General features: G+C 71.3%; 21 protein-coding genes. 9 read left to right on the forward strand and 12 right to left on the reverse strand.

The window, feature by feature from the left end; genetic code table 11:
- The first annotated feature begins 18 nt into the window (after window positions 1-18).
- Together glyA and P8A20_RS10825 are read left to right on the forward strand one after the other, a co-directional pair.
- Entirely contained in the window at window positions 19-1278 is a 1260-nt protein-coding gene (gene glyA / locus P8A20_RS10820; protein ID WP_147959601.1) for a serine hydroxymethyltransferase, read from the forward strand.
- A gap of 157 nt (window positions 1279-1435) precedes the next feature.
- Window positions 1436-2821: an L-serine ammonia-lyase gene (locus P8A20_RS10825; RefSeq protein ID WP_147959600.1), complete on the forward strand. Its 1386-nt coding sequence runs from the start codon at window positions 1436-1438 to the stop codon at window positions 2819-2821.
- 80 nt (window positions 2822-2901) lie between these two features.
- On the opposite strand, the gene P8A20_RS10830 is transcribed toward P8A20_RS10825, so the two are convergent.
- A complete protein-coding gene (locus tag P8A20_RS10830; RefSeq protein WP_147959599.1) occupies window positions 2902-3390 on the reverse strand; it encodes a MarR family winged helix-turn-helix transcriptional regulator in 489 nt (162 codons plus the stop codon).
- Between the two features lie 110 nt (window positions 3391-3500).
- On the opposite strand from P8A20_RS10830, the gene P8A20_RS10835 reads away from it, so the two are divergent.
- The 4 genes from P8A20_RS10835 (at window position 3501) to P8A20_RS10850 (ending at window position 7237) form a co-directional block, all read left to right on the forward strand.
- On the forward strand, window positions 3501-4691 hold the full coding sequence (locus P8A20_RS10835) for a PP2C family protein-serine/threonine phosphatase (RefSeq protein ID WP_147959598.1): 1191 nt from the start codon (window positions 3501-3503) through the stop codon (window positions 4689-4691).
- 183 nt (window positions 4692-4874) lie between these two features.
- Window positions 4875-5819, forward strand: a complete 945-nt coding sequence (locus tag P8A20_RS10840) for an ABC transporter ATP-binding protein (protein ID WP_147959597.1) — start codon at window positions 4875-4877, stop codon at window positions 5817-5819.
- Window positions 5816-6784 carry an ABC-2 membrane transporter-related protein gene (locus P8A20_RS10845; RefSeq protein ID WP_147959596.1) on the forward strand — a complete coding sequence of 323 codons (969 nt, stop codon included), beginning with the start codon at window positions 5816-5818 and terminating at the stop codon, window positions 6782-6784. Before P8A20_RS10840 ends, P8A20_RS10845 begins: the two co-directional genes overlap by 4 nt.
- Before the next feature lie 24 nt (window positions 6785-6808).
- Window positions 6809-7237 (forward strand): GntR family transcriptional regulator, encoded by a 429-nt coding sequence (locus P8A20_RS10850; RefSeq protein WP_147959595.1) that lies wholly within the window; start codon window positions 6809-6811, stop codon window positions 7235-7237.
- 154 nt (window positions 7238-7391) lie between these two features.
- Here P8A20_RS10850 and P8A20_RS10855 read toward each other — a convergent pair whose 3' ends face one another.
- The 7 genes from P8A20_RS10855 to P8A20_RS10885 form a co-directional block, all read right to left on the reverse strand.
- Window positions 7392-7607: an EF-hand domain-containing protein gene (locus P8A20_RS10855; RefSeq protein ID WP_147959594.1), complete on the reverse strand. Its 216-nt coding sequence runs from the start codon at window positions 7605-7607 to the stop codon at window positions 7392-7394.
- 99 nt (window positions 7608-7706) lie between these two features.
- The gene (locus P8A20_RS10860) at window positions 7707-8879 is read right to left on the reverse strand and encodes a YncE family protein (protein ID WP_147959593.1); all 1173 of its coding nucleotides are present in this window, start codon (window positions 8877-8879) and stop codon (window positions 7707-7709) included.
- Window positions 8879-9694, reverse strand: a complete 816-nt coding sequence (locus tag P8A20_RS10865; protein ID WP_306103410.1) for a polysaccharide deacetylase family protein — start codon at window positions 9692-9694, stop codon at window positions 8879-8881. The genes P8A20_RS10860 and P8A20_RS10865 overlap by 1 nt, the downstream gene beginning before the upstream one ends.
- Before the next feature lie 385 nt (window positions 9695-10079).
- Complete coding sequence (locus tag P8A20_RS10870; protein WP_147959591.1) at window positions 10080-10595, reverse strand: ATP-binding protein; 516 nt, start codon at window positions 10593-10595, stop codon at window positions 10080-10082.
- Between the two features lie 251 nt (window positions 10596-10846).
- A complete protein-coding gene (locus P8A20_RS10875; protein ID WP_147959590.1) occupies window positions 10847-11614 on the reverse strand; it encodes an enoyl-CoA hydratase/isomerase family protein in 768 nt (255 codons plus the stop codon).
- An 88-nt stretch (window positions 11615-11702) separates the two neighbouring features.
- A complete protein-coding gene (locus tag P8A20_RS10880; RefSeq protein WP_147959589.1) occupies window positions 11703-12953 on the reverse strand; it encodes a L,D-transpeptidase in 1251 nt (416 codons plus the stop codon).
- Window positions 12954-13157: 204 nt separating this feature from the next.
- Window positions 13158-14378, reverse strand: coding sequence for a L,D-transpeptidase (locus P8A20_RS10885; RefSeq protein WP_306103411.1), 1221 nt, complete (start codon window positions 14376-14378; stop codon window positions 13158-13160).
- Window positions 14379-14647: 269 nt separating this feature from the next.
- On the opposite strand from P8A20_RS10885, the gene glgX reads away from it, so the two are divergent.
- Window positions 14648-16768 carry a glycogen debranching protein GlgX gene (glgX, locus tag P8A20_RS10890; RefSeq protein WP_147959587.1) on the forward strand — a complete coding sequence of 707 codons (2121 nt, stop codon included), beginning with the start codon at window positions 14648-14650 and terminating at the stop codon, window positions 16766-16768.
- Between the two features lie 10 nt (window positions 16769-16778).
- Here glgX and P8A20_RS10895 read toward each other — a convergent pair whose 3' ends face one another.
- The 4 genes from P8A20_RS10895 to P8A20_RS10910 are packed head-to-tail and all read right to left on the reverse strand — an operon-like array spanning window position 16779 to window position 20438.
- Window positions 16779-17435 (reverse strand): response regulator, encoded by a 657-nt coding sequence (locus P8A20_RS10895; protein WP_147959586.1) that lies wholly within the window; start codon window positions 17433-17435, stop codon window positions 16779-16781.
- A 23-nt stretch (window positions 17436-17458) separates the two neighbouring features.
- Entirely contained in the window at window positions 17459-18712 is a 1254-nt protein-coding gene (locus tag P8A20_RS10900) for a sensor histidine kinase (RefSeq protein WP_147959585.1), read from the reverse strand.
- A gap of 53 nt (window positions 18713-18765) precedes the next feature.
- Window positions 18766-19533, reverse strand: coding sequence for an ABC transporter permease (locus P8A20_RS10905; RefSeq protein ID WP_306103412.1), 768 nt, complete (start codon window positions 19531-19533; stop codon window positions 18766-18768).
- Window positions 19530-20438, reverse strand: coding sequence for an ABC transporter ATP-binding protein (locus P8A20_RS10910; protein ID WP_306103413.1), 909 nt, complete (start codon window positions 20436-20438; stop codon window positions 19530-19532). The genes P8A20_RS10905 and P8A20_RS10910 overlap by 4 nt, the downstream gene beginning before the upstream one ends.
- A 152-nt stretch (window positions 20439-20590) precedes the next feature.
- On the opposite strand from P8A20_RS10910, the gene P8A20_RS10915 reads away from it, so the two are divergent.
- The gene (locus tag P8A20_RS10915; protein ID WP_306103414.1) at window positions 20591-22393 is read left to right on the forward strand and encodes an ABC transporter ATP-binding protein; all 1803 of its coding nucleotides are present in this window, start codon (window positions 20591-20593) and stop codon (window positions 22391-22393) included.
- The gene (locus P8A20_RS10920; protein ID WP_306103415.1) at window positions 22390-24261 is read left to right on the forward strand and encodes an ABC transporter ATP-binding protein; all 1872 of its coding nucleotides are present in this window, start codon (window positions 22390-22392) and stop codon (window positions 24259-24261) included. The genes P8A20_RS10915 and P8A20_RS10920 overlap by 4 nt, the downstream gene beginning before the upstream one ends.
- Window positions 24262-24349 lie beyond the last annotated feature (88 nt).

The following is a 24349-nucleotide window of genomic DNA, read 5'->3' on the forward strand; positions in this document are numbered from 1 at the left end:
GACCTTAGGGACCCACTGATGTCGCTTCTCAACTCCTCCCTCCACGAGCTGGACCCGGACGTCGCCGCCGCCGTCGACGCCGAGCTCCACCGCCAGCAGTCCACCCTCGAGATGATCGCCTCGGAGAACTTCGCTCCGGTCGCGGTCATGGAGGCGCAGGGCTCCGTCCTCACCAACAAGTACGCCGAGGGCTACCCCGGCCGCCGCTACTACGGTGGCTGCGAGCACGTCGACGTGGTCGAGCAGATCGCGATCGACCGCATCAAGGCGCTCTTCGGCGCCGAGGCCGCGAACGTCCAGCCGCACTCGGGTGCGCAGGCCAACGCCGCCGCGATGTTCGCGCTGCTGAAGCCGGGCGACACGATCATGGGTCTGAACCTGGCCCACGGCGGTCACCTGACCCACGGCATGAAGATCAACTTCTCCGGCAAGCTCTACAACGTGGTCCCGTACCACGTCGACGACACCGGCGTCGTGGACATGGCCGAGGTCGAGCGCCTCGCCAAGGAGTCGAAGCCGAAGCTCATCGTGGCCGGCTGGTCGGCCTACCCCCGCCAGCTGGACTTCGCCGCCTTCCGCCGTATCGCGGACGAGGTCGGCGCGTACCTGATGGTCGACATGGCGCACTTCGCGGGCCTGGTCGCCGCCGGTCTGCACCCCAACCCGGTGCCGCACGCCCACGTCGTCACGACCACCACGCACAAGACCCTCGGCGGTCCGCGCGGTGGCGTGATCCTGTCGACGCAGGAGCTCGCCAAGAAGATCAACTCGGCGGTCTTCCCCGGTCAGCAGGGCGGCCCGCTGGAGCACGTGATCGCGGCCAAGGCGGTCTCCTTCAAGGTCGCGGCGGGCGAGGAGTTCAAGGAGCGCCAGCAGCGCACCCTGGACGGTGCCCGCATCCTGGCCGAGCGCCTGGTGCAGCCGGACGTCACCGAGGTGGGCGTCTCCGTGCTCTCCGGCGGTACGGACGTCCACCTGGTCCTGGTCGACCTGCGCAACTCCGAGCTGGACGGTCAGCAGGCCGAGGACCGGCTCCACGAGCTGGGCATCACGGTCAACCGGAACGCCATTCCGAACGACCCGCGGCCCCCGATGATCACCTCCGGCCTGCGCATCGGCACGCCGGCGCTGGCCACCCGCGGCTTCCAGGCCGAGGACTTCTCCGAGGTCGCCGAGATCATCGCGGCCGCGCTGAAGCCCGCGTACGACGCGGACGCCCTCAAGGCCCGTGTGACCGCGCTGGCCGAGAAGTTCCCGCTCTACCCCGGCCTCAAGTAGTCACCCGCAGTTTGCACACAGGGTGGGGGCACCGCGCACACTGAACACAGTGTGCGCGGTGCCCCCACCCCTTTGCCCCGCGTTCCCGGGCCCACCCGGCCCGTCCCGCACCACCCGGGCGGACAACGACGTCCACCAACGCCTTAGGAGTACCCCCGTGGCCCTCTCGGTCTTCGACCTCTTCTCGGTCGGCATCGGCCCGTCCAGTTCCCACACGGTCGGCCCGATGCGCGCGGCCCGCATGTTCGCCCGCCGCCTCAAGAACGAGGGCCTGCTGGTCCACACCGCGTCGGTCCGCGCCGAGCTGTACGGCTCGCTCGGCGCGACGGGCCACGGACACGGCACGCCCAAGGCCGTCCTGCTCGGCCTGGAGGGCGAGTCACCCCGCACGGTCGACGTCGAGGGCGCCGACGCCCGCGTCGAGGAGATCCGCGCCTCGGGCCGCATCAGCCTCCTGGGCGTGCACGACATACCGTTCGACGCCGACGAGCAGCTGGTCCTGCACCGGCGCAAGGCGCTGCCGTACCACGCCAACGGGATGACCGTCCTCGCCTACGACCGCGAGGGCGCCCCGCTCCTGGAGAAGACGTACTACTCGGTGGGCGGCGGCTTCGTCGTCGACGAGGACGCCGTGGCCGGCGAGGACCCGATCATCCCGGACGACACGGTCCTCAAGCACCCCTTCCGCACCGGCGACGAGCTGCTGCGGCTCGCCCGGGAGACCGGCCTGTCCATCTCCTCCCTGATGCTGGAGAACGAGAAGGCATGGCGGACCGAGGACGAGATCCGGGCCGGTCTGCTGGAGATCTGGCGCGTCATGCAGGCCTGCATCGCGCGCGGTATGTCCCGCGAGGGCATCCTGCCCGGCGGTCTGAAGGTCCGCCGCCGGGCCGCGAACTCGGCCAGGCAGCTGCGCGCCGAGGGCGACCCCCAGACGCACGCGATGGAGTGGATCACCCTCTACGCGATGGCCGTCAACGAGGAGAACGCCGCCGGGGGCCGCGTCGTCACCGCCCCCACCAACGGTGCCGCGGGCATCATCCCCGCCGTCCTGCACTACTGGATGAACTTCGCGGCGGGCGGCTGCACCGAGGCCGAGAAGGACGACGGGGTCGTCCGCTTCCTGCTGGCCGCCGGCGCCATCGGCATGCTGTTCAAGGAGAACGCCTCCATCTCGGGCGCCGAGGTCGGCTGCCAGGGCGAGGTCGGCTCCGCCTGCTCGATGGCCGCGGGCGCCCTCGCCGAGGTCCTGGGCGGCTCCCCGGAGCAGGTGGAGAACGCCGCCGAGATCGGCATGGAGCACAACCTGGGCCTGACCTGCGACCCGGTCGGCGGCCTCGTCCAGATCCCCTGCATCGAGCGCAACGGGATGGCGGCGGTCAAGGCCGTCACGGCGGCCAGGATGGCGCTGCGCGGCGACGGCAGCCACAAGGTCTCCCTGGACAAGGTCATCAAGACCATGAAGGACACGGGCGCGGACATGAGCGTGAAGTACAAGGAGACCGCCCGCGGCGGGCTCGCGGTGAACATCATCGAGTGCTGAGGTGACGTACCCGGGCCCGGGTGCTCACGACCTCCGCCGGGGCCACGGCCTGCCCTGACCCCACGGCGGACGGGAGAGGCTCAGGCGGTCTCCCGGCGCAGAGGAGCGCCGAGGGGGTCACCGGCCGCGTCGCACAGCGCACGGAGCCCTGTGGCGAGTGCGAGCTGGTCGTCGTGGGGCATGCGGTCGACCGCCTGGCGCAGCGCCTGCTCCCGGCGGTGCCTGATGGCACGCAGGTGTGTGAGGCCGGACTCGGTGAGTTCCACCTGGACCTCGCGGCGGTTGTGGGGGTGGGGGAACCTGCGGAGGAAGCCCGCGGCCTGCAGGCGGTCGCAGAGGCGGGTCACGGACGGGGCGGCCGCGGAGAGATGGCGGCCCAGCGCGCTCAGGATGATGCCGGGTTCCCGTTCGATGATGTACATCACACGAGTCTGGGCAGCGGAGAGCGGCGCGGTGCCGAGAGCGTCCCGGCTGCGTTCCCAGGCGACTTCCAGGAGTTCCAGGACCTCTCCGATCCCGGGCACGACGTCGGAGGCGTGCTGATGAGCGGTGGTGGGGGCCTTGTGCATGTGACACTCCCGAGTGGGCCTGCGCGCCCGTTCCGGCCGGTCGTGGGTGAGTGGTCGTGGTGCGTGGTCGCTCAGACGAAGATATGTGAAGGGGAGAGGGACCGTTACCCATGGACAGACCCGGTGCGATCGAACGTTCTCTGCGCGAGGCCGCGCCTCATGAGATCTTCGACGTGCTCCGTTCCGTGCTCGAGCACCGCCATCACGCCGAGGCGGTGGAGTTGCTGATGGTCGACTACGCGATGACGAAGCTGCAACCCGTCGGCATACTGCCGCACACACGCACCCCGGTGTCGGTGTACGACAGTGCTCCAGGCCGTGCGTTCGGCGCCCAGGAACCGCATTGCGTGTACGACGACGCGGCGTCCACCGTGACGGCGCACGTGCCGCTCAGTGTCCGGGGGGACCGGCTGGGAGTCCTGAGCGTCACCTTGCGGGTCGGCGAGGACGGACTGGCGAAGGACGTTCTGGAGGAGCTTCAGCAGTGCGCGGACGGCCTGGCGCACGAAGTGGTCGTCGCGGAGCGGGACACCGATCTCTTCCTTCAGGCACGCCGGGCCGAGCGGCTGACCCTGGCCGCCGAGATGCAGTGGCAGTTGCTGCCGGGACGCTCCTGCACCCGGCCCGAGTACAGCCTCGGCGCCCAGCTGGAACCCGCGTACGCCATCTTCGGCGACAGCTTCGACTGGTCGGCCTCGGCCGACGACCTGTACCTGACCGTCAGCAACGGCATGGGCGAGGGGATCGACGCCGCGCTGCTGACCAATCTCGCGGTCAACGCCCTGCGCAACGCCCGCCGCGCCGGTCTGAGCCTCAGCGATCAGGCGTACCTCGCCGACCAGGCGATCTACGGGCAGTACGGGGGGAGCCGGTTCACGTCGACCCTGCTGCTCCGGTTCCACCTGCCGACCGGTGACGTGGAGATCATCGACGCCGGTTCACCCCGTGTGTGGCGGGTGCGCGCGGGGGTGGTGGAGGCGATCGAGCTGGAGGCGCAGATACCCCTGGGCATGTTCGAGGACACCGACTACGTCCCCCAGCACTTCACCGTGGAACCCGGGGACCGCCTGCTCTTCATCAGCGACGGCGTCTACGACGCGCTGTCACCCGGCGGCGAGAAGTACAGCCTTCGCGCGCTGGCCGGATCGATCACCAGCACACGTCTGCTGCCCGCACCACAGGTGCCCCGGGCGATGCTGCAGGAACTGCTGGGCCATCGAGGCTCCGGCCCGGCCGCGGACGATTCCCTGGTGATGTGCCTGGACTGGCACGGCAGGCCCGCCGCGGACCGGGCCGGCTAGCGCCGTTCGTCCGGAATCGCGGGGCCCGGCCGGGGCGCGGTACCCCGGCGGGCCGCTCCACGCCGGCTGACCGGCCACTCCCCCCACGCCGGGCGCGAGCCTCCAGGAGGTCTCGCGCTTGACAGCCATGCCCCGCGATAACCATCATTCCATTAATTGACTAGTGGATTTGGGGCGAGGCGCGTGGCAGAGACGAGCAATCCGGGCGGCAGCCCGGGCAACTGGGCCCTGGAGGCCCGCGGACTGGGCAGGCGCTACCGGCGCGGCTGGGCGCTGCGTGACTGTTCCTTCCGGATCCCGGCCGGGCGGATCTGCGGTCTGGTCGGGCCCAACGGCGCGGGGAAAAGCACCCTGCTGGGCCTGGCGTCCCGTCAGGTGATGGCGACGCAGGGCGAGCTGCGGGTGTTCGGGGTGCCGGTGGGTGATCCCGAGGTGATGCCGAGGTTCGCCTTCCTCGGGCAGGACAAGCCGATGTACAAGCGGTTCTCCGTGGCGGAGACGCTGCGGATCGGCGGTGAGCTGAACCCCGGCTGGGACGCGGCCGCCGCGGAGCGGATCGTGCGCTCGGGCGACGTGCCGATGAACGCGGCGGTCGGGACGCTCTCCGGCGGGCAGCGCACCCGGGTCGCGCTCGCGCTGGCCTTCGGGAAGCGGCCGGACCTGCTCCTGCTCGACGAGCCGATGGCGGACCTCGACCCGCTGGCCCGCGACGAGATCGGCACCCTGCTGATGGCCGAGGCCGTCGAACGCGGCACCACGGTGGTGATGTCCTCCCACATCCTGGCCGAGCTGGAGGACATGTGCGACTACCTGCTGGTGGTCGCCGACGGCCGGATCCGGATGGCGGGCGACGCGGACGCGCTCGTCCCGGCGCACCTCCTGGTGACCGGGCTGGCCGAGGACGGGGACCTGCCCGCCGCTCTCGCCCGTCACACCGTGATCGAGAAGCGCGTCCAGGGCCGCCAGTTCCGGGCGATGGTGCGGACCGACGGCCCGCTCCCCGGTGACTGGCAGGTCGCCGAGCCCAGCCTGGAGGAAGTGCTGCTGGCGCACCTGCGCTCGCCGGACGCACCCCCGCTGTACACACCCGGCGCGCGGATCGAGAACGAGGGGACCAGGACCGCATGACCACCACCCTGACCGGCACACCGACCGCACGCACCGCCCGTCCGAGGCTGCTGCGCGGACTGACCTGGCTGGTCCTGCGTCAGCACCGGACCACGTTGTGCTGCGTCCTGGCCCTGACCGTCCTCGGCTCGCTCTGGATCGTCTACCAGCGCGCCCGGCTGATCGACGTGCTCGACGCCGGGGGCTGGCCCGAGAAGTCCGTGCCACTGCCCGTGGTGGGCGAGGCCTACGGGAGCCTCACCTCCCTGCTGGCCCTGCTGCCTGGCGTGCTCGCCGTGTTCCTCGGCGCGCCGCTGATCGCCGCCGACCAGGAGCAGGGCACCGCACAGCTCGTCACCACGCAGTCCGTGACGCGCCGCCGCTGGGTCCTCGCGAAGCTCGGCTGGTGCCTCCTGATCACCCTGGTGGCCTGCTCGGTGCTCTCCGCGGTCTTCACCTGGTGGTGGCGGCCCTACCGTTCGGTCCTCGGCGACAACTGGATGGACGCCGCGGTCTTCGACACCACCGGTCCCGTCCTGCCCGCGCTCGCCCTGTTCCTCACCGCGGCCGGATTCACGATCGGCATCCTGCTGCGCCGGGTCCTGCCCTCCATGGTCGTCACCTTCGGCTTCGCCGTGGTCGCGCAGACCGCCTGGGGTATGTTCCGGGACCGCCTGGGCACACCGCGCACGATCACGTACCCGCTGGACGGCGACATGCCCGCGGGCCTGGACGACGCGTACGAAGTGGACCGCTGGGTCGGCAGCGCCGACGGCCAGCTGTACGGATGGGGCTCCTGCGCCGAGGCGACCGAGAAGGCCACGAACGCCTGCATCGAGGAGCTGGGCATCGTCGACAACGTCTTCCAGTACCTCGACTACGGCCAGATGTCCGCCATGCAGTGGACCGGCGCCGGCGTCCTGCTGGCCGGCACCGCCGCGCTGACCGCCTTCGCCCTGTGGTGGACGTCCCGGCGTCCCCTGTAGGGCCGGGCCCGTCCTCTACGTAAAATGTCACTCATCGAGCGGAAGGTGATGCCCGTGGTCGTGTTCCGCATCGACCGGCGTAGCGGGGTGGCAACCTATCTCCAGATCGTCCGCCAGGTCGAACAGGCCCTGCGGATGGGCGCGTTGGAGGAGGGCGACAAGCTGCCCACGGCCGCACAGGTCGCCGCCGCCACCAAGGTCAACCCGAACACGACGCTCAAGGCGTACCGGGAGCTGGAGCGCGCGGGTCTGGCCGAGGTGCGCCAGGGAGCGGGGACCTTCATCACCCGCACGCTCGCCGAGCCCGGATCCGGCGGCGCCGACTGGCCGCTGCGTACGGCGTTGAACGAATGGCTGCACCAGGCACGTGACGAGGGTCTGGGCAGCGAGGAGGTCCAGGCCCTGTTCCGGGCCTCCTTCGAGGCCGCCTACCCAGCCGCCCCGGAGTCCTGAGCGCCGGTCCCCGGCCTCGGTGCCCCGCGCTCCGGCCGGTCGTGACCAGGTCCCGTTCCGCTCGCCCTGAAGCGGAAGGCGTCCGACGCGGTGCGGCTCGGGGAGCAGCGGGCCCGCCCGCCGCGCCGGGCCGGCACCGCCGGCCCGGTGCGGTTCAGGCCTTGTTCTGCGAGGCCCAGAACTCGTCGAACGTGAGCTCGCCGTCGCCGTTGGCGTCGTGGGCGTTGATGACGGCCTGGGCGACCGTCTCGGTGACGTACGGGTCACCGAGCTGCGCCATGGCGCTCTTGTACTCGGCGGCCGTGATGCTGCCGTCGCCGTTCTGGTCGAAGCGCTCGAATGCCGTGCGTGCCGACTCGATGTCCGCCACTGTTCCGCCCCTTCGTTAAGCGTTGTTGACGGGGTCAGATTATCCGGCTGCACAGGTGGCGGATCCGGCGGGCGACGGGCGCGGGCGGCCCCGCGCCCGTCAGCGGAAGACGCCGGTGTGACCGAGCGAGTAGCGTCCGGGCTGCGGGTAGACGGCCAGCCCGTGCGGACCGCTGCCGACGGGGATCCTGGCCAGCTGCCTGCCGGTGGCGGTGTCGATCGCGTACACCTCGGCGTCGTAGCGTCCGGAGAGCCAGAGCACCTTGCCGTCGGCGGAGACACCGCCCATGTCGGGGCTCCCACCGTCGGGGAGGTGCCACTTCGCGGTCAGCTCGTCCTTGGCGAAGTCGAAGACGGAGACGGATCCCTCGCCCCGGTTGGTGACGTACATCTGCTCGGAGTCCCGGCTCACGTAGAGGCCGTGGGCACCCTTGCCCGTGGGGAGCAGCTTCGGTGTCGTGAACTTCTCGCCGTCGAGCACCCACATGCCGTGCGCCATCATGTCGGCGATGTAGAAGGTGCCGCCGTCCGGTGAGAGCTTGACGTCCTGGGGCATCGCCCCCTGCTTCGGCAGTCTCTGCTGTCCCACGATCTTCATCTTCTCGGTGTCGACCTTGAGGAGTTCACCGGAGAACTCGCAGGAGACGATGAAGTACCGGCCGTCCGCGGAGAAGTCGGCGTGGTTGACGCCGGCGCAGTCCACCGGCACCGTCTTGGCGACCTTCATGGTCCGCGGGTCGCGGAAGACCAGCTCACGGTCCATCGAGGCCATGACGACGGCGTACTTGCCGTTCGGGGTGAAGTAGAGGTTGTACGGGTCGGAGACGTCGAGCGTCCGGCCGGCCTTCCCGGTGGCGGGGTCGATCGCGGTGAGGCTGTCGCCGAGGTCGTTGTTGACCCAGAGCGTCTTCAGGTCCCAGGAGGGCACGACGTGCTGCGGCTGGTCGCCGACGGGGATGGTCTCGATGACCTTGTACGTCGCCGGGTCGATCACCGACACCGTGTCGGAGTTGGTGTTGGGGACGTAGACGCGTGACGGGAAACCCTTGACGGCCGCGGAGAGCTTTCCGGGCCGGTCGGCGGCGTAGACGTCCTTCGGGTCGAGCACGGGAGGCATTCCGGGCAGGCCGGGCGGGGATTCCGGACGGTCGGGCGGGGCGGCGGCCTCGGTGCGCGAGGGCTCGGGCCTCGCACGGTCCGCGGGAGCGGCGCAGGCCGCGAGCGCGGCGACGAGCAGGGCGGCGGCGGTCAGGGCGCGCGGGGAGGGAGGCATCAGGTCAACAGCTCCGTGGTGGTCACCGCGCGCAGTCGGCGCCGGTCGATTTCGGTGAGGAGGAGGGGCAGCGCGGCAATGGTGTCGCGGTAGCCGAAGTGCAGGCTCACCACGGAGCCGTTGCGCAGCTCACCGGCGACCTTGCGGGTGACGGCGGCGACCCCGGGCGAGGTGAAGTCGAGGGAGTCCACGTCGTAGGACAGGACGTGCGGATACCCGGCCCGCCGGGCGAGGTCCTGGACGAGCGGGGTGGCGTACCGGGCACGCGAGGGCCTGAACCAGGTACCGATGGAACCGGTCAGCCGGCGCAGGCGCCGGGCACAGCCGGTGATCTCCTCGTAGGCCCGCTCCTCGTCCATGGTGTTGATGTCGAGGTGGCTCTGGGTGTGGTTGCCGAGGTCATGGCCTCCGTCCAGGATCCGGCGGGCCATACCGGGGTTCTGGTCGAGCCAGCTGCCGACGGCCAGCACGGTGAGCCTGGCGCCGGCCCGCTCGGCCTCGCCCAGGACGGCGTGGGCCAGGGTGGGGTCGCCCTGGCCGTGGAAGGTGAGGGCCACTCGGGGCCGGCCGCGGGGGCCGTGCTCGATCTGGACGGGCTGCCCGGGGAAGCGGCGGGGAACGGCTGCCGGGGCCACGGCGCCGTGGGCCTTGTGGGCGCCGGAGCCGTCCGGTGAGCTGTCTGCGCTCCGCGCCTCCGAGGGTGGCCGCGGGGACGCGTCGCGTGCGCAGCCCGCGGCGGCCGCGCCCGCCAGGAGTGCTCCGGCCGCCGTGCGCAGGGCGCCGCGGCGGGGCACCGGTGTCCTGCGACCGTCCATGGCCGTCCACCTCGCGGGTCGGTTCGGGTGCTGTTCCCCGAGACCCGAGACACAGTAAGGCGGTACGGGTGAAATCCGGGCGTTTCCGGGCAGGGTTGCTTCCGACAGGTGATCGATGAATCACCCGGCACATCTGAAGAATGTGCAAAGAATGCCAGGCGAGTGACCCAACACACCTGCGATCCATAAGCCTTCTGGGGGTTTTTGAGCTAAATATCCCTTTTGCCACTTTGGCTCCGAGGTCGCCCGTCTGCCATAGTCGGTGACACGACCTCCTCCGACCCGAGCCAGGTCCCCCGCGCGGCCGTGGACACACCCCCCATTCCACGGCCCCCTCAGAAGCCCCCGCCGAGCCACACCCAGGCCGACCGGGGGCTTCTGCGTGTCAGCGGTCGGTGGTGCGCATCTCGAACCAGGTGGTCTTGCCGCGGGGTAAGAGGTCCACACCCCACCGGTCGGAGAGCTTGTCGACCAGGAAGAGACCTCGCCCGCTGACGTCCATCTCGCGGACGGGCATCAGGCACGGCAGCCCGCGCGAGGGATCGCGCACCTCGATCCGGACCCAGCCACGGCGGCGCAGCATCCGCAGACCGAATATCCGCGCCCCGGTGTGCCGCACCGCGTTGCCGACGAGTTCGGAGACCAGGAGCACTCCGTATTCGGCGGTCTGCGGGGGGAGCTGCCACTGTCGCAGCATCACGCACGAAGTGATGCGCCGCGCCGTCGCCGCGGACTCCGGACGGGAGGGCAGCCGGACTTCCCCCTCCGTCGGATTACCGAACAACTCCAGCGCCCTGTACGCCTGTTCGTCCTCGGCGACCGACGTCAAGCGTGCCGCTGCAGCGCTGCTGCGCGGTCGCGGCTGTTCCACACCCTCCAGGCCCGCCATGCCCCCCATCATGGCCGCACAGAACGCGCTCCGTGACCGTTCCGACAGAATCCCCTCCCCGGAACCAGTCATTCCGGGCGGGTTCTCTGGCATATGCCAGAGGCAGAATGGAGGCCCGTTCAGCCACGCTCACCTGCGACGACGGAGAACGGCCGGGTAATTGCACAGCCGGGGCGGGCGCCGGGCCTTAAGGCTTTCTTAAGGTCCGGCTGATCCGCCCGCACGGATGAACGCGCGTGCCTGTGTACGCAACTCACCCTCGGTCAGAGGAATTCGGCCTTGCCGGGGCCCTCCTCCACGAAGCTGCGCATGCCCCGCTCGCGGTCCTCGGTGGCGAACAGGCCCGCGAACCAGTTCCGCTCGATCGTGAGGCCGGTGTCGATGTCCGTCTCCAGCCCCGCGTCCACGGACTCCTTGGCCGCCCGCAGCGCCAGCGCGGGCCCCCGGGCCAGCCGGGCCGCCCAGGCGTGCGCCGCCTCGTACACCTCGGCGGCGGGCACCACGCGGTCCACGAGCCCCATCGCCAGGGCCTCCTCGGCCTTGACCTGACGGCCCGTGAAGATCAGGTCCTTGGCCTTCGACGGACCGACCAGCCGGGCCAGCCGCTGGGTGCCGCCGGCGCCGGGGATCAGCCCCAGCAGGATCTCCGGCTGGCCGAGCTTCGCGTTGTCCGCGGCGATCCTGAAGTCGGCGCAGAGGGCCAGTTCGCAGCCACCGCCCAGGGCGTAGCCGGTGACGGCCGCGACCACGGGCTTGGGGATGCGGGCCACCGCGGTGAAGGACTCCTGCAGCGCACGGGAACGCACGACCATGGCCGTGTGGTCCATCGCCTGCATCTCCTTGATGTCCGCGCCGGCGGCGAACACCTTCTCGCCGCCGTAGAGGATCACCGCCCGCACGTCGTCGCGCCGGCCCGCCTCCTCGGCGAGCTCACGCAGCCGGTCCTGGACGGCCACGTCCAGGGCGTTCATCGGAGGGCGGTCCAGCCGGATCGTGCCGACGTTGTCGCGTACTTCGAGGGTTACGGTCATGGGGAGCAGGTTAACCGCCGCTAACGGGGGCGGGCCCGGTGCCGTTGGTCACAGCACCGGGCCCGCTCCGAACCTGCCGTGAGGGGACCTACGCGGTCCACTCCGACCAGTCCATGTTCCAGCCGTTGAGGCCGTTGTCCGGCTGGATCACCTTGTCCTCGGAGTTCTTCACGACGACGACGTCGCCGATCAGCGAGTTGTCGAAGAGCCACGCGGCGGGCGTCTTTCCGTCCCAGCCGCCACGCACGTCCCGCAGGCCGACACAGCCGTGGCTGGTGTTGGTCGTGCCGAAGATGCCCGACCCGCCCCAGTAGTTGCCGTGGATGAAGGTGCCCGACGTGGAGAGGCGCATCGCGTGCGGCACGTCCTTGATGTCGTACTCACCGCCGAAGCCGACGGTGTCACCGTTCATCCGGGTCACCTTGAGCTTCTCGCTGATGACCATCTGGCCGTTGTACGTGGTCGTGGCCGGGGCACCCGCGGAGATCGGGATGTCCTTGATCTGCTTGCCGTCACGGACGACCTTCATCCGGTGGGAGCTCGCGTCGACGGTGGAGACCTGGCTGCGGCCGATGGTGAACTTCACGGTCTTGGCCTGCTTGCCGTAGACCCCCGGCCGTCCCTCGACACCGTCGAGGTCGAGGCGCAGGGTCACCTTCGTGCCCGCGGCCCAGTAGTTCTCGGGCCGGAAGTCGAGGCGGTCGTTGCCGAACCAGTGGGGCTCGACCTGCACGGCGGGCTCCGCCGTCACACTGATCGCCTTCTCCACGGCACCGGGATCGGTGATGCCACGGGTGAAGTGGATCGACACCGGCATGCCCACGCCCACGGTCGAGCCGTCCTCGGGCGTGTACTGACCGATGAAGGTGTTCTCCGGGACCAGCGTCGTGAAGGTGGTGTCCTTCGCCGACTCGCGGCCCTTGCCGTCCTTCGCGACCGCGTGGACGGTGTACTTCGTCGCGGCGGCGAGATGCCGGTCCGGGACCCAGCTCAGGCCGTCCCCGGCTATCTTGCCGTCGACCTCCTTGCCCTTGGGGTCGGCGACCTTCACCGTGCTCAGCTTGCCCTGGGCCGCCGAGACCTTCAGCGCCCCGCTGGTGGCCACGTCGTCGGCCCCGTCCTTGGGCGCGATCGTCACCACCGCCTGCGAGGCGCTGGTGTCGTCGACCTTCGCGCCCGCCTGCTTCCCGTCCTTGTCGGCGGCGGCTCCGCTGCCGCCGCACGCGGTCACCAGCAACAGCAGCGCGCCCAGTACCAGTGCGAGGAGGCCGTGGGCTCCGCGCCCACGCCGTTCCCCGCCCGCGCCGGCCCATGCCCCCGATATCGGCTGCCCGTTCAAAGTGGTCGTCTCCCCTCGCACGGCCTGGCCCCGCCATGGCCCGCACCCCCGCGCGCTGTACATGCACGCTCGGCGCAAGATAATCACACCGCGCGTGGGGAGAACTCCCCCGGACTGTCACCGTTCCGTCCCAACTCGTCCCGCGTGCCCGCCGAGTGGTCCCGGAGCACACGCCTCCGGGACCTTCCCAGGTCGGGCGGGGGTTCAGCGCAGGGCGGAGCCTGCCTTCCACCGGGGCCAGGCGAGGTTCCATCCGCCGAGGCCGTTGTCGGGGGCGACGGTCCGGTCGGTGGAGTTGACCACCTCGACCACGTCACCCACGAGCGTCCGCTCGAAGAACCAGCCGGCCGGGGTGTCCGAGCTGCCGCCCTTCACGTCACGCAGCCCGATGCAGCCGTGGCTGGTGTTCTCCGAGCCGAAGATCTCCGGGTCCTCCCAGTAGTTGCCGTGCAGGAAGGTGCCGGACTTCGTCAGCCGGATGGCGTGGGGCACGTCCTTGATGTCGTACTCACCGCCGAAACCGACCGTGTCACCGTTCATCCGGGTCACCTCGTGCAGCTCGGAGACCACCATCTTCCCGTTGTACGAGGTCGTCTTCGCGGCGCCCGCGGTGATCGGCACCGTACTGACGACCTCGCCGTCCCGGCGTACCTCCATGGTGTGCTCACGGGCGTCCACGACGGACGTCTGCGAACGGCCCACCGTGAAGGTCACCTTCTTCCGCTGGCTGCCGTACACCCCCGGCGCACCCTCCACGTCGCGCAGGCCGACATCGACCGTGACCCGGGTGCCGGGCTCCCAGTAGGAGGCGGGCCGGAAGTCCAGCCGGTCCTTGCCGAACCAGTGGCCGACCACCTCGACCCGGGGCTCCGTCGTGATCCTGATGGCCTTCTCCACCGCGGCGCGATGGGTGACGGGCCGGTTGAAGTCGAAGGAGACGATCATCCCGGTGCCGACGGTGGACCGGTTCTCCGGCTTGAAGTAGCCGATGAAGCGGTCCTCGGGGACCAGGGTGGTGAACGTGGTGCTGCGGGCGGAGCGGTGCCCGTCGCCGTCCACCGCGACGGCCTCCACGCTGTACTTCCCGGCCAGCCCGAGCCGGTATCCCTCCTCCCGCGGGGCCCACGAACGGCCGTCGTCGGCGATCCGGCCCGGCACCTCCTGGTGTTCCGCGTCCTCCGTCCGGGTCACCTTCACCCGCTCCAGACGCCCGTCGGGGACGGTCACCCGGAGCCGGCTGTCCGCGCCGACGTTCTCGGCGCCGTCCTCGGGGACGATCCTGATCGCGTCCCCGGGCGAGCGGTCGTCCCCGAAGAACGGCGTCCCACCGGTGCAGCCCGTCAGTACGGCCAGCACGGTGAACAGTCCTGCCCATGTCAGCACGGCGGCCGAACCGGCGCGTGCTCTCTTCGCTACGTGGTTCACGCTCCCCCCAACGACGCCGCTGCCCGGGGGAAACGTGAGTGCGGCGCCACCGGTGGGCAGAACAGAGTGGAGGACACCGCCAGGAAGGGCGCGGCCGGGACGCCGCGCACTCCTTCTGCGGGTGGCCGCTCCTACGAGCCGCAGGAGGCTGAGAGGTGTCGAGCACAGCCGAGCAGGAGGAAACGCCACCCACGAGGGGGAGGGTGGCGGAGGCCGAACCGCCCCCCGGGAACGAAGCGGACGGACCACCCGTATGGCCGGGTGCCCCGATGCCGCTGGGAGCGCGCTTCCGGGTGGGCCCGGACGGAGTGGCGGGCACCAACTTCGCCCTCTGGGCGGGCGGGGCCGAGGCCGTCGAGCTCTGCCTCTTCGACGAGCGTGGCACCGAGACCCGGCTGCCGCTGACCGAGCTGACCCACGAGATCTGGCACGGCTTCGTCCCCGGCGTGGGGGCGGGGCAGCGGTACGGCTACCGGGTGCACGGGCGCTGGGACCCCTGGACGGGCGCCCGGTGGAACGCCGCGAAGCTGCTCCTCGACCCGTACGCCCGCGCGGTGGACGGCTCCTTCGCCCTGCCGCCCGAGGTGTACGGCCATGTGAGGGACTGGCCCGAGCAGCACGTCGCCGACACCGTGCGGGACGACCGGGACTCGGCGCCGTACGTCCCCAAGGCGGTCGTCGTGCACGACGACGACGACTGGGCGGAGGACCGCCGGCCCAAGACCCCGTGGGCGGACTCGGTCATCTACGAGCTGCACGTGCGCGGCTTCACCAAGCTCCACCCGGACATCCCGCCCGAGCTGCGCGGCACCTACGCCGGTCTCGCCCACCCCGCCGCGATCGGCCATCTCCGCCGCCTCGGGGTGACCGCCGTCGAGCTGCTTCCCGTCCACCAGTTCGCCCACGAGGACCATCTGCTGCGGCGCGGGCTGCACAACTACTGGGGCTACAACTCGATCGGCTACTTCGCCCCGCACGCGGACTACGCCGCGAGCGGCGCGACGGGCCAGCAGGTCGGCGAGTTCAAGCAGATGGTGCGCGCCCTGCACGACGCCGGGATCGAGGTCATCCTCGACGTGGTCTACAACCACACGGCGGAGGCGGGAGAGCTGGGCCCGATGCTGTCCCTGCGCGGCATCGACAACCGGGGGTACTACCGGCTCCAGCAGGACGCCCGCCGCTACGCGGACTACACCGGCTGCGGCAACACCCTGCACGTGGTGCAGCCGCAGGTCCTGCGGCTGATCACGGACTCCCTGCGCTACTGGGTGACGGAGATGGGCGTCGACGGCTTCCGCTTCGACCTGGCGGCGGCCCTCGCCCGCTCGATGCACGACGTGGACATGCTGTCCCCCTTCCTCGCGGTGATCGCCCAGGACCCCGTACTGCGCCGGGTCAAGCTGATCGCCGAACCGTGGGACGTCGGCAACGGCGGCTACCAGGTCGGCGCGTTCCCGCCGTTGTGGACCGAGTGGAACGACCGCTACCGGGACGCCGTGCGCGACTTCTGGCGCGGCGCCCTGCCCGACGTGCGCGACATCGGCTACCGGCTCACCGGGTCGAGCGACCTGTACGCCTGGGGCGGCAGGCGGCCGTACGCCTCGGTCAACTTCGTCACCGCCCACGACGGATTCACCCTGCGCGACCTGGTGAGCTACGAGCAGAAGCACAACGAGGCCAACGGTGAGGGCAACCGTGACGGCACGAACGACAACCGGGCCTGGAACGGCGGCGCCGAGGGCGAGACCGACGACCAGGACGTCAACGCCCTGCGCCGCCGGCAGCTGCGCAACCTCCTGACCACGCTGCTCCTGTCGACCGGGGTGCCCATGCTGGTGGCGGGCGACGAGATGGGGCGCACCCAGGGCGGGAACAACAACGCCTACTGCCAGGACAACGAGGTCAGCTGGCTGGACTGGTCGCTCCTGGAGGACCCCGGGTGGCGGGAGCTGACCGAGCTGACCGCCCGGGTGCTGGCCCTGCGCCACCGCCATCCGGTGCTGCGCCGCCGCGCCTTCTTCGCCGGGACGCCACAGGCCCCGGACGGCCTGCGGGACCTGGCGTGGTTCACCGCGCAGGGCACGGAGATGACGGAGGGCGACTGGTACGCGCCGGCGGCGACGCTCGGTCTCTATCTGTCCGGGCGCGACATCCCGGGCCGGGACGCGCGGGGCGGGCCGGTCACCGACGACAGCTTCCTCGCGGTCCTGCACGCGGACCACCTGCCCTGCGAGTTCCGGCTCCCCGGCCCGCCCTGGGCCCGGACCTACGAACTGGTGCTGGACACCTCGCGCGAGGACCAGTCCACGGCGCCCGGCACCCTCCACCGGGGCGGCACGGCCGTGACCGTGGAAGGAAGGACGGTCCTGCTGCTGCGGGTGTCGGGGTGAGGGGAACGGCTCAGCCGAGGATGCCGCGCTCGTAGGCGACGGCCACGGCTGCGGCGCGGTCCTTCGCGCCCAGTTTGGCGAAGACATGGGTGAGGTGGGTCTTCACGGTCGCCTCGCTGATGAACAGCTCGGCGGCGATCTCCCGGTTCGAGGTCCCGCGGGCGACGAGCCCGAGCACCTCGCACTCGCGCGCGGACAGCGACTCGTGGCCGGGGGAGGCCGGGGTGCGCACCCGGGAGACGAGACGTGAGGCGACGGCGGGCGACAGCACGGTCCGTCCGTCGGCGGCGGCGCGCACGGCGGTGAAGAGTTCGTCGCGCGGCGCGTCCTTGAGCAGATAGCCGGTCGCGCCCGCCTCGATGGCGGGCAGGGTGTCGGAGTCGGTGTCGTACGTGGTGAGGACCAGCACCCTGGAACGGGCCCCGCGCCGGGTCAGTTCGGCGATGGCTGCCACACCCCCGCCGCCCGGCATCCGCAGATCCATCAGGACGACGTCGGGGTCCAGGCGGACCGTCGTCTCCACGCCGGCCACACCGTCCGCCGCCTCGCCGAGCACCTCGAAGCCTGGGGCGGAGGCGAACATGCCCCGCAGCCCGTCGCGTACGACGGGGTGGTCGTCGACGAGGACGAGGGTGATGACACGCGCGGTGTCCGGTGCATGGGTCATGTCGTGCCTCACGCTAGCGTCCGTCATCCGAGGCGGACCAGGGGTACCCGGGCCGAGACCGCGGTACCCAGTCCCGGGGCCGTCTCCACCGTGACCGTACCGGCGATGCGTTCCGCCCTGGCCCGCATCCCTCCCAGCCCGAAGCCGCCCCTGCCGGTGTACGGCGGGACCCCTGCCGGGTCGAAGCCGCAGCCGTCGTCACGTACGTCCAGGGTGATCTCGTCGCCCATGTAGGAGAGCGTGACGCCCGCCCGGCTCGCGCCGGCGTGCCGGGCCGCGTTGGACAGGGACTCCTCGGCGATCCGGAGCAGGGTGGCCCCGACCTCGTCGTGCAGCGGCTCGACGGTTCCGGTGACGGTGAAGTCCGCGCGTACGCCGGTGCGTTCCGCCCAGCCGGTCACCGTCCTGGCGAGCGCGCCCGGCAGGTCGTCGTGCTCCAGCGCCGCGGGCACCAGGTTGCGCACCGACCGGCGTGCCTCTCCGAGACTGTGCCGGGCGAGCCCCGCCGCACGGTCGAGGTGTTCACGGGCGACTGCCGGGTCGGCGGTGGAGGTGACGGCCTGGAGCTGGGCGATGACCCCGGTCAGGCCCTGGGCGATGGTGTCGTGGATCTCGGCGGCCAGCCGGCGGCGCTCGTCGGCGATCCCGGCCTCCCGGGCCTGGAGCAGCAGCTGGGCGTGCAGGGTGGCGTTCTCGGCCAGGGCCTGTTCCAGACGGGTGTTGGCGAGCTCCAGCTCGGAGATGGTCGCGGTCTGTCTGCGCGTCCTCTCCTCCTCCCTGGCGCTGAGGTTGCCGAAGAGGAGGGTGAGGAAGGCGTGGAGGACGAACAGCGCGCCGAAGGCCGCCCAGTTGACGGGCGAGGCGGGCGGCATCCCGCTGCCGGACTGCGAGCCCGCCATGATGACGGCGGTGCACAGCAGGCCGGCGCGCACGAAGCGTTTCGGGAGCAGGTGCCCGACGTCGAAGTAGCCCACGACGGCGTAGATGGAGAAGAACGGGTTGAACCAGCACAGGGCGAAGGCGATCAGGGTCCTCAGGACGTAGTAGGCCCCGGCGGCGGACGACTTCGCCGGGACCCCGGCCTCGGTCCGGCCCCACCACAGCTGGAGGGCCCAGGCCACCGTGACCAGGCCACCGGTCGCGTACATCTCCGCTCCGGACATCCCGATGAGGCCCGAGGACAGCGCCGCCATCAGGACGGCGATGCCGAGCAGCGTGTACGGGCCGTACCGGTAGAACTGTGCCCAGCGCTGCTCCACCGTCATACCGCTGCTCATGCCGCCGCTCCCCCTCCCACCGTGCTCCGGCCTCCTCCCTCGTCGCGCCCGGGTCACTCCCAGCGGAAGAGCCTGGTCGACACCGCACCGAGCGCCGCGGTCCACACCAGCATGACCCCGAGGTGCGCCCAACCGGGCCAGTTTCCCGAGGCGGCCTGGTCCAGGGCCTGGGAGGCCGCGCCGAAGGGGGTGAACTCGACGATCCGGCGGAGCAGGTCCGGCATGGTCTGGACGGGCACCCAGACGCCGGCGGTGAACATCATCACGAGGTACGCCACCGACCCCACGGCGGTGGCGGCCTTGGACGTCCGGGACAGCGCGCAGATGGTCGCGCCGAGGGCGAGGACGCAGGCCACCGCGAGGAGGAGAGCCAGCAGGTAGCCGGCGGCCTGTCCCGGCAGCCGGACGCCGAAGGCGGCCCTGCCGACCGCGACGACGAGTGCCGCGGACCCCAGCGCCGCCGCGCCGTGCAGCACGATCTGCGCGGCGAGCAGGGCCGACGGACGCACCGGCGTGGCCGACATCCTGCGCAGGATGCCGCGTTCGCGGTACCCGGTGAGGACGGGCGGCATGGCCTGGAGCCCGGCCATGATCATGGCCAGCAGGACGGCCACCGGCACGTACAGGTCGATGACGCTGCGCCCGCCGAGTGCGTCGTCGGCCTCCCGGAAGGACGGGATCAGACCGAGGATCGTCATCAGGGCCGTGGGGAAGACGAGGATCCAGAACAGGCTGCCGGGTTCACGCAGGAAGAGCCGGGTCTCCGCCCTGAGGACGGCGGCGAGCGGGGCCGGACGCGCAGGCGGGGTGGTCGTGGTCATGAGGCCTGCTCCGTGAGGTCGAGGAAGACGTCGTCGAGGCCGGCCTCGGTGACGCGCAGCTGCCGGGCGGTGATGTGGCGGCGGGCGAGGAGTGTGATCACGGCGTTGGCGGTCTCGTCGGTGCCCTGGACGACCACCCGGCCGCCGGGCCCGGTGACCTCGGCGGAGACGGCGCCGGGCAGGGCCCGGAGTTCGGCGTACGCGAGCGGCTCCGAGGGCGTGAAGGAGATGACCGTCGGGCCCGCGGCCGCACCGATCAGCCCGCCGGGGGTGTCGACGGCGACGATCCGGCCCTTGTCGATCACCGCGATCCGGTCGCAGAGCCGCTGGGCCTCCTCCATGAAGTGGGTGACCAGCAGGACGGTCACCCCGCCGTCCCGGATCTCCTCGATGAGCTGCCAGGTGTCGCGGCGGGCCCGGGGGTCGAGACCGGTGGTGAGTTCGTCCAGCACGACCACCCTCGGATTGCCGATCAGCGCGAGCGCGATGAAGAGGCGCTGCTTCTGGCCGCCGGACAGCTGGGCGAAGCGGCGGTCGAGGTGACCGTCCAGTCCGAGCCGGCCGGCGAGCGCGTGCCGGTCGGCGGGGTGCCGGTAGAAGGCGCTGTAGAGCTCCAGCGCCTCGCGCACGGTCAGCTTGGGCTGGAGCTCGGTCTCCTGGAGCTGGGCACCGAGCAGGTGCGTGAACTCCTGGCGGTCGGCGACGGGGTCGAGTCCGGCGACCCGGACGGTGCCCGCGTCGGGGATCCGCAGCCCTTCGACGCATTCGACGGTGGTGGTCTTGCCGGCTCCGTTGGGGCCGAGGATCCCGAAGATCTCCCCCTCGTCGACGGTGAAGCTCACCCCGTCGACCACGGGGCGGCCGCCGTACGCCTTGCGCACCCCGCGTACTTCGATGATTGCCATGCCCCGAGGATTCCGTCGCGGGGCGGGCGCCGGTATCCGCCGACCCGCTCGGACCGGCATCATCCGATCGGTTGACAGGGCTCTACGACCCGAGGTGGCCGACCGGAAAACCACATGAGAGATGTCAGTGGTGAACCATAGGCTCGGTCCTGATGCCCGAAAAACCTGCAGAGCCCACGGACCGGTCCGCCGTGCGCTCCCTCCTGCGTCTGTGGCCCTATGTCAGGCCGGTGCGCGCGCGCTGGATCGGGGCCGCCCTCGTGGCGGTTCTCGCGTCCAGCCTCGCTCTGGTGATCCCGCTGGTACTGAAGTGGATGGTCGACGGCCCCGTGGCGGACCGCGATCCGGGCGGAGTGTGGCTGGGGGCGCTCTGGCTGCTGTTGCTGGGGATCGCCGAGGCCGGGCTGTTCGGTCTGCGCCGATGGCTGGTGGCCCGGCCGCTCGCGGGGGTGGAGGCGTCGATGCGCGCCGACCTCTACCGCCATCTGCAGCGGCTGCCGGTGGCGTTCCACGACCGCTGGCCCTCGGGTCAGCTGCTCTCACGCGGCACCACGGATCTGATGCTGCTGCGGATGTTCCTGGCCTTCCCGCTGACGTTCCTGCTGGTCAACGGCACGACGATCCTGGTCGGTTTCGTCATCCTGTTCGCGCAGGAGTGGTCGCTGGGGCTGGTGCTGCTCGCACCCGCCGTCCCGCTGATGGTCCTGTGCTCGCTCTTCGAGACGAAGTACTCGCTGGTGGCGCGCAAGGCCCAGGACCAGGTCGGCGATCTGACCACGGTCGTCGAGGAGAGCGTGCTGGGCATCCGCATCGTCAAGGGGTTCGGCCGCAACCGCAGCCAGGCGCTCGCCTTCCGGGCGCTCGCGCAGCGGCTGCGCGCCACGGAACTGGGCAAGGCCCGGCTGCTCGCGGGGATCTGGGCACTCGTCACCGCCATCCCGGAGCTGGCGATCGGCGCCGCACTGGTGCTCGGCACGATCGAGGTCGCGGACGGCACCCTGTCGGCGGGCACGCTCGTGGCGTTCCTGTCGACGGCGCTGGCACTGCGCTGGCCGGTCGACTCGATCGGCTTCCTGCTCGCGATGAGCCAGGAGGCGGCGACGGCCGCCGACCGGTTCTTCGAGGTCATGGACGTCGAGGAGGAGCCGGAGCCGGAGGCGCCCGCCGAGGCGGGCGGGACACCGGACCAGGGCATCGTCTTCGAGGGCGTGGAGTTCGGGTACCCCGACGCCGGGCCCGGGTCACCGCCCGTCCTCGGCCGGATCGACCTGCGGATCCGGCCCGGCGAGACGATGGCGCTGGTGGGCGCCACGGGTTCCGGCAAGACGACGCTGACGGCTCTCGTGCCACGGCTGCACGACGTCACGGGCGGCCGGATCCTGCTGGACGGCGAGGACATCGCCACCATGGCCAGGCCGCGGCTGCGCGAGCTGGTCTCGGTGGCCTTCGAGGAACCCACCCTCTTCTCGGCGACCGTCGGGGAGAACGTGCTGATGGGCGCGGAGGGGGCGAGCGAACAGGAGCTGCGCCAGGCCCTGGCCGTCGCGCAGGCCGACTTCGTGCACCAGCTGCCGCAGGGCGTCGAAACCCAGGTCGGTGAGCAGGGGCTGAGCCTCTCCGGCGGCCAGCGGCAGCGCCTCGCGCTGGCCCGCGCGGTCGTCGGGGGCCCGCGGTTCCTGGTGCTCGACGACCCGCTCTCCGCCCTGGACGTGCACACCGAGGCACTGGTGGAGGCGGCGTTGCGGCGCGTGCTGGAGGGGACGACGGCCCTGGTCGTCGCCCACCGGCCGTCGACGGTGATGCTGGCGGACCGGGTGGCCCTGCTGTCCGACGGCCGGATCAGCGCCGTCGGCACCCATCAGGAGCTCCTGCGCACCAGCCCCGAGTACGCCTGGCTGATGTCGGGCACCCACGACACCGGTGTTCCTGTCGCCGAGGAGGGCAGCACCCGATGACCAGTACGACTGCCGACGGCCCCGCCGTCGCCGACGAGGACCTGCCCGGGAAGGGCTCCGGCCCGGCACAGGACGAGGGGGACCCGTTCGGCGCCGACACGCTGCCCGCTCCCCGGGGTGCCACCCGTGATCTGCTGTTCTCCCTGCTGGCGCCCCTGCGCGCCAGGGTGGCAGTGACCTCCCTCCTGCTGCTCCTCCAGCAGGCCGCCGTGCAGGCGGGACCGCTGCTGGTCGCGTACGCCATCGACAGCGGGGTGCCCGCGTTCCGGGACCACGACTACGGTCCGCTCGCGGCCGTGGGCATCGGGTACGCCGTGTGCTCGATGGGCGCGGGGGTCCTCCAGTACGCCTTCATCCGGGCGGCCGCCCGGATCAACCAGGACGTGCTGCTCGATCTGCGGGGACGGATCTTCCGTCACGCGCAGGCGCTGAGCGTGGACTTCCACGAGCGCTACACCTCGGGCCGGCTGATCTCCCGCTCGACCACGGACGTGGAGTCCCTGCGCGAACTGCTGAGCGAGGGGCTGCAGGAACTCGTCGGGGTGATCCTGTCGTTCGTGTCGATCGCCCTGGTGCTGCTCTGGCTGGACCTCGGCATCGGCGCCATCGCCGTGGCCTCCTTCCTTCCCCTGTATCTGCTGGTGCGGGGGTACCGGCAGCGGGCGGCCAAGGCGTACACGGCGCGCTCGACGGCGATCGCCGCGGTCATCGTGAAGTTCGCCGAGACGATGAACGGCATCCGTCCCGTGCAGGCCTTCCGCAGGGAGCGGGCCAACGAGAAGGACTTCGCCGTGTCCAACCACGACCACGAGCGGCGGAACGGCGACGCCCTGCTGGAGATGGCCCGTTACGTCGTCGGTTCCCGGCTGGTCGCGAACACCGCGGTGGCCGCGATGGTGCTCTGGGGCGCCTACCGGGTGGCGTCCGGCACGCTGGCGCTCGGTGTGCTGGCCGCCGCGGTGCTGTATCTGCGGCGGCTGTACGACCCGATCGACCGGCTAGCGATGTTCCTCAACTCCTACCAGTCGGCCGCCGCTTCGCTGGAGAAGATCGCGGGCCTGCTGGCGCAGACACCCGCGGTCCCCGAACCCGCCGAGCCGAAGGTCCTGCCGTCCCTCGCCGGTGAGCACCCGGGCCGCGAGGTCTCGTTCGACGGGGTGCGGTTCGCCTACCGCACGGGAGGCGAGGTCCTGCCCCGCTTCGGCCTGACGATCCCGGCGGGCCAGACCGTGGCCGTGGTCGGCTCGACGGGTGCGGGCAAGTCGACGCTGGCCAAGTTGCTGGCACGCTTCTACGACCCGACGGAGGGCCGGGTCCTGCTGGACGGCACCGACCTGCGCGATCTGGCGACGCCCGAACTGCGCCGGGGCGTGGTGATGGTGACCCAGGAGGCGTTCCTGTTCTCGGGGACGATCTCCGAGAACATCGCGATCGGCCGCCCGGAGGCGACACCCGAGGAGATCGAGCACGCGGCGAAGGCGATCGGGGCGCACGACTTCATCAGCTCCCTGCCGGACGGGTACGACACGGACGTCCGCAAGCGCGGTGGCCGGATCTCCGCCGGGCAGCGGCAACTCGTCGCGTTCGCACGGGCCCTGCTAGCGGACCCCGCGGTACTCATCCTCGACGAGGCCACCAGCTCACTGGACGTGCCCGGCGAGCGGGCGGTGCAGCGGGCGATGGACACCGTGCTGCACGGGCGTACGGCGGTGGTGATCGCACACCGTCTGTCGACCGTGGAGATCGCGGACCGGGTGCTCGTGATGGAACAGGGGCGGATCGTGGAGGACGGCACCCCGGCCGAACTCATCGCCGGCACCGGCAGGTTCGCCGGGCTGCACAAGGCGTGGCGGGAGAGCCTGGCCTGAGGGTGGCGCCTCTCACGGGGGCCGCGGACAGAGACGGAGAGGGCTTCCCGCTCACTGCGGGAAGCCCTCTCCGTCGTGGTCGCGGCGC

Origin of the sequence: Streptomyces sp. Alt3, from assembly GCF_030719215.1 — a bacterium.
In the GTDB taxonomy this organism is placed as follows: domain Bacteria; phylum Actinomycetota; class Actinomycetes; order Streptomycetales; family Streptomycetaceae; genus Streptomyces; species Streptomyces glycanivorans.

Coding starts and splice junctions, on each gene's coding strand:
- glyA (WP_147959601.1), top strand. CDS start 19: ATGTCGCTTCTCAACTCCTCCCTCCACGAGCTGGACCCGGACGTCGCC.
- P8A20_RS10830 (WP_147959599.1), bottom strand. CDS start 3,390: ATGCACAAGGCCCCCACCACCGCTCATCAGCACGCCTCCGACGTCGTG.
- P8A20_RS10835 (WP_147959598.1), top strand. CDS start 3,501: ATGGACAGACCCGGTGCGATCGAACGTTCTCTGCGCGAGGCCGCGCCT.
- P8A20_RS10845 (WP_147959596.1), top strand. CDS start 5,816: ATGACCACCACCCTGACCGGCACACCGACCGCACGCACCGCCCGTCCG.
- P8A20_RS10850 (WP_147959595.1), top strand. CDS start 6,809: ATGTCACTCATCGAGCGGAAGGTGATGCCCGTGGTCGTGTTCCGCATC.
- P8A20_RS10860 (WP_147959593.1), bottom strand. CDS start 8,879: ATGCCTCCCTCCCCGCGCGCCCTGACCGCCGCCGCCCTGCTCGTCGCC.
- P8A20_RS10865 (WP_306103410.1), bottom strand. CDS start 9,694: ATGGACGGTCGCAGGACACCGGTGCCCCGCCGCGGCGCCCTGCGCACG.
- P8A20_RS10870 (WP_147959591.1), bottom strand. CDS start 10,595: ATGATGGGGGGCATGGCGGGCCTGGAGGGTGTGGAACAGCCGCGACCG.
- P8A20_RS10875 (WP_147959590.1), bottom strand. CDS start 11,614: ATGACCGTAACCCTCGAAGTACGCGACAACGTCGGCACGATCCGGCTG.
- glgX (WP_147959587.1), top strand. CDS start 14,648: ATGCCGCTGGGAGCGCGCTTCCGGGTGGGCCCGGACGGAGTGGCGGGC.
- P8A20_RS10895 (WP_147959586.1), bottom strand. CDS start 17,435: ATGACCCATGCACCGGACACCGCGCGTGTCATCACCCTCGTCCTCGTC.
- P8A20_RS10900 (WP_147959585.1), bottom strand. CDS start 18,712: ATGAGCAGCGGTATGACGGTGGAGCAGCGCTGGGCACAGTTCTACCGG.
- P8A20_RS10905 (WP_306103412.1), bottom strand. CDS start 19,533: ATGACCACGACCACCCCGCCTGCGCGTCCGGCCCCGCTCGCCGCCGTC.
- P8A20_RS10910 (WP_306103413.1), bottom strand. CDS start 20,438: ATGGCAATCATCGAAGTACGCGGGGTGCGCAAGGCGTACGGCGGCCGC.
- P8A20_RS10915 (WP_306103414.1), top strand. CDS start 20,591: ATGCCCGAAAAACCTGCAGAGCCCACGGACCGGTCCGCCGTGCGCTCC.
- P8A20_RS10920 (WP_306103415.1), top strand. CDS start 22,390: ATGACCAGTACGACTGCCGACGGCCCCGCCGTCGCCGACGAGGACCTG.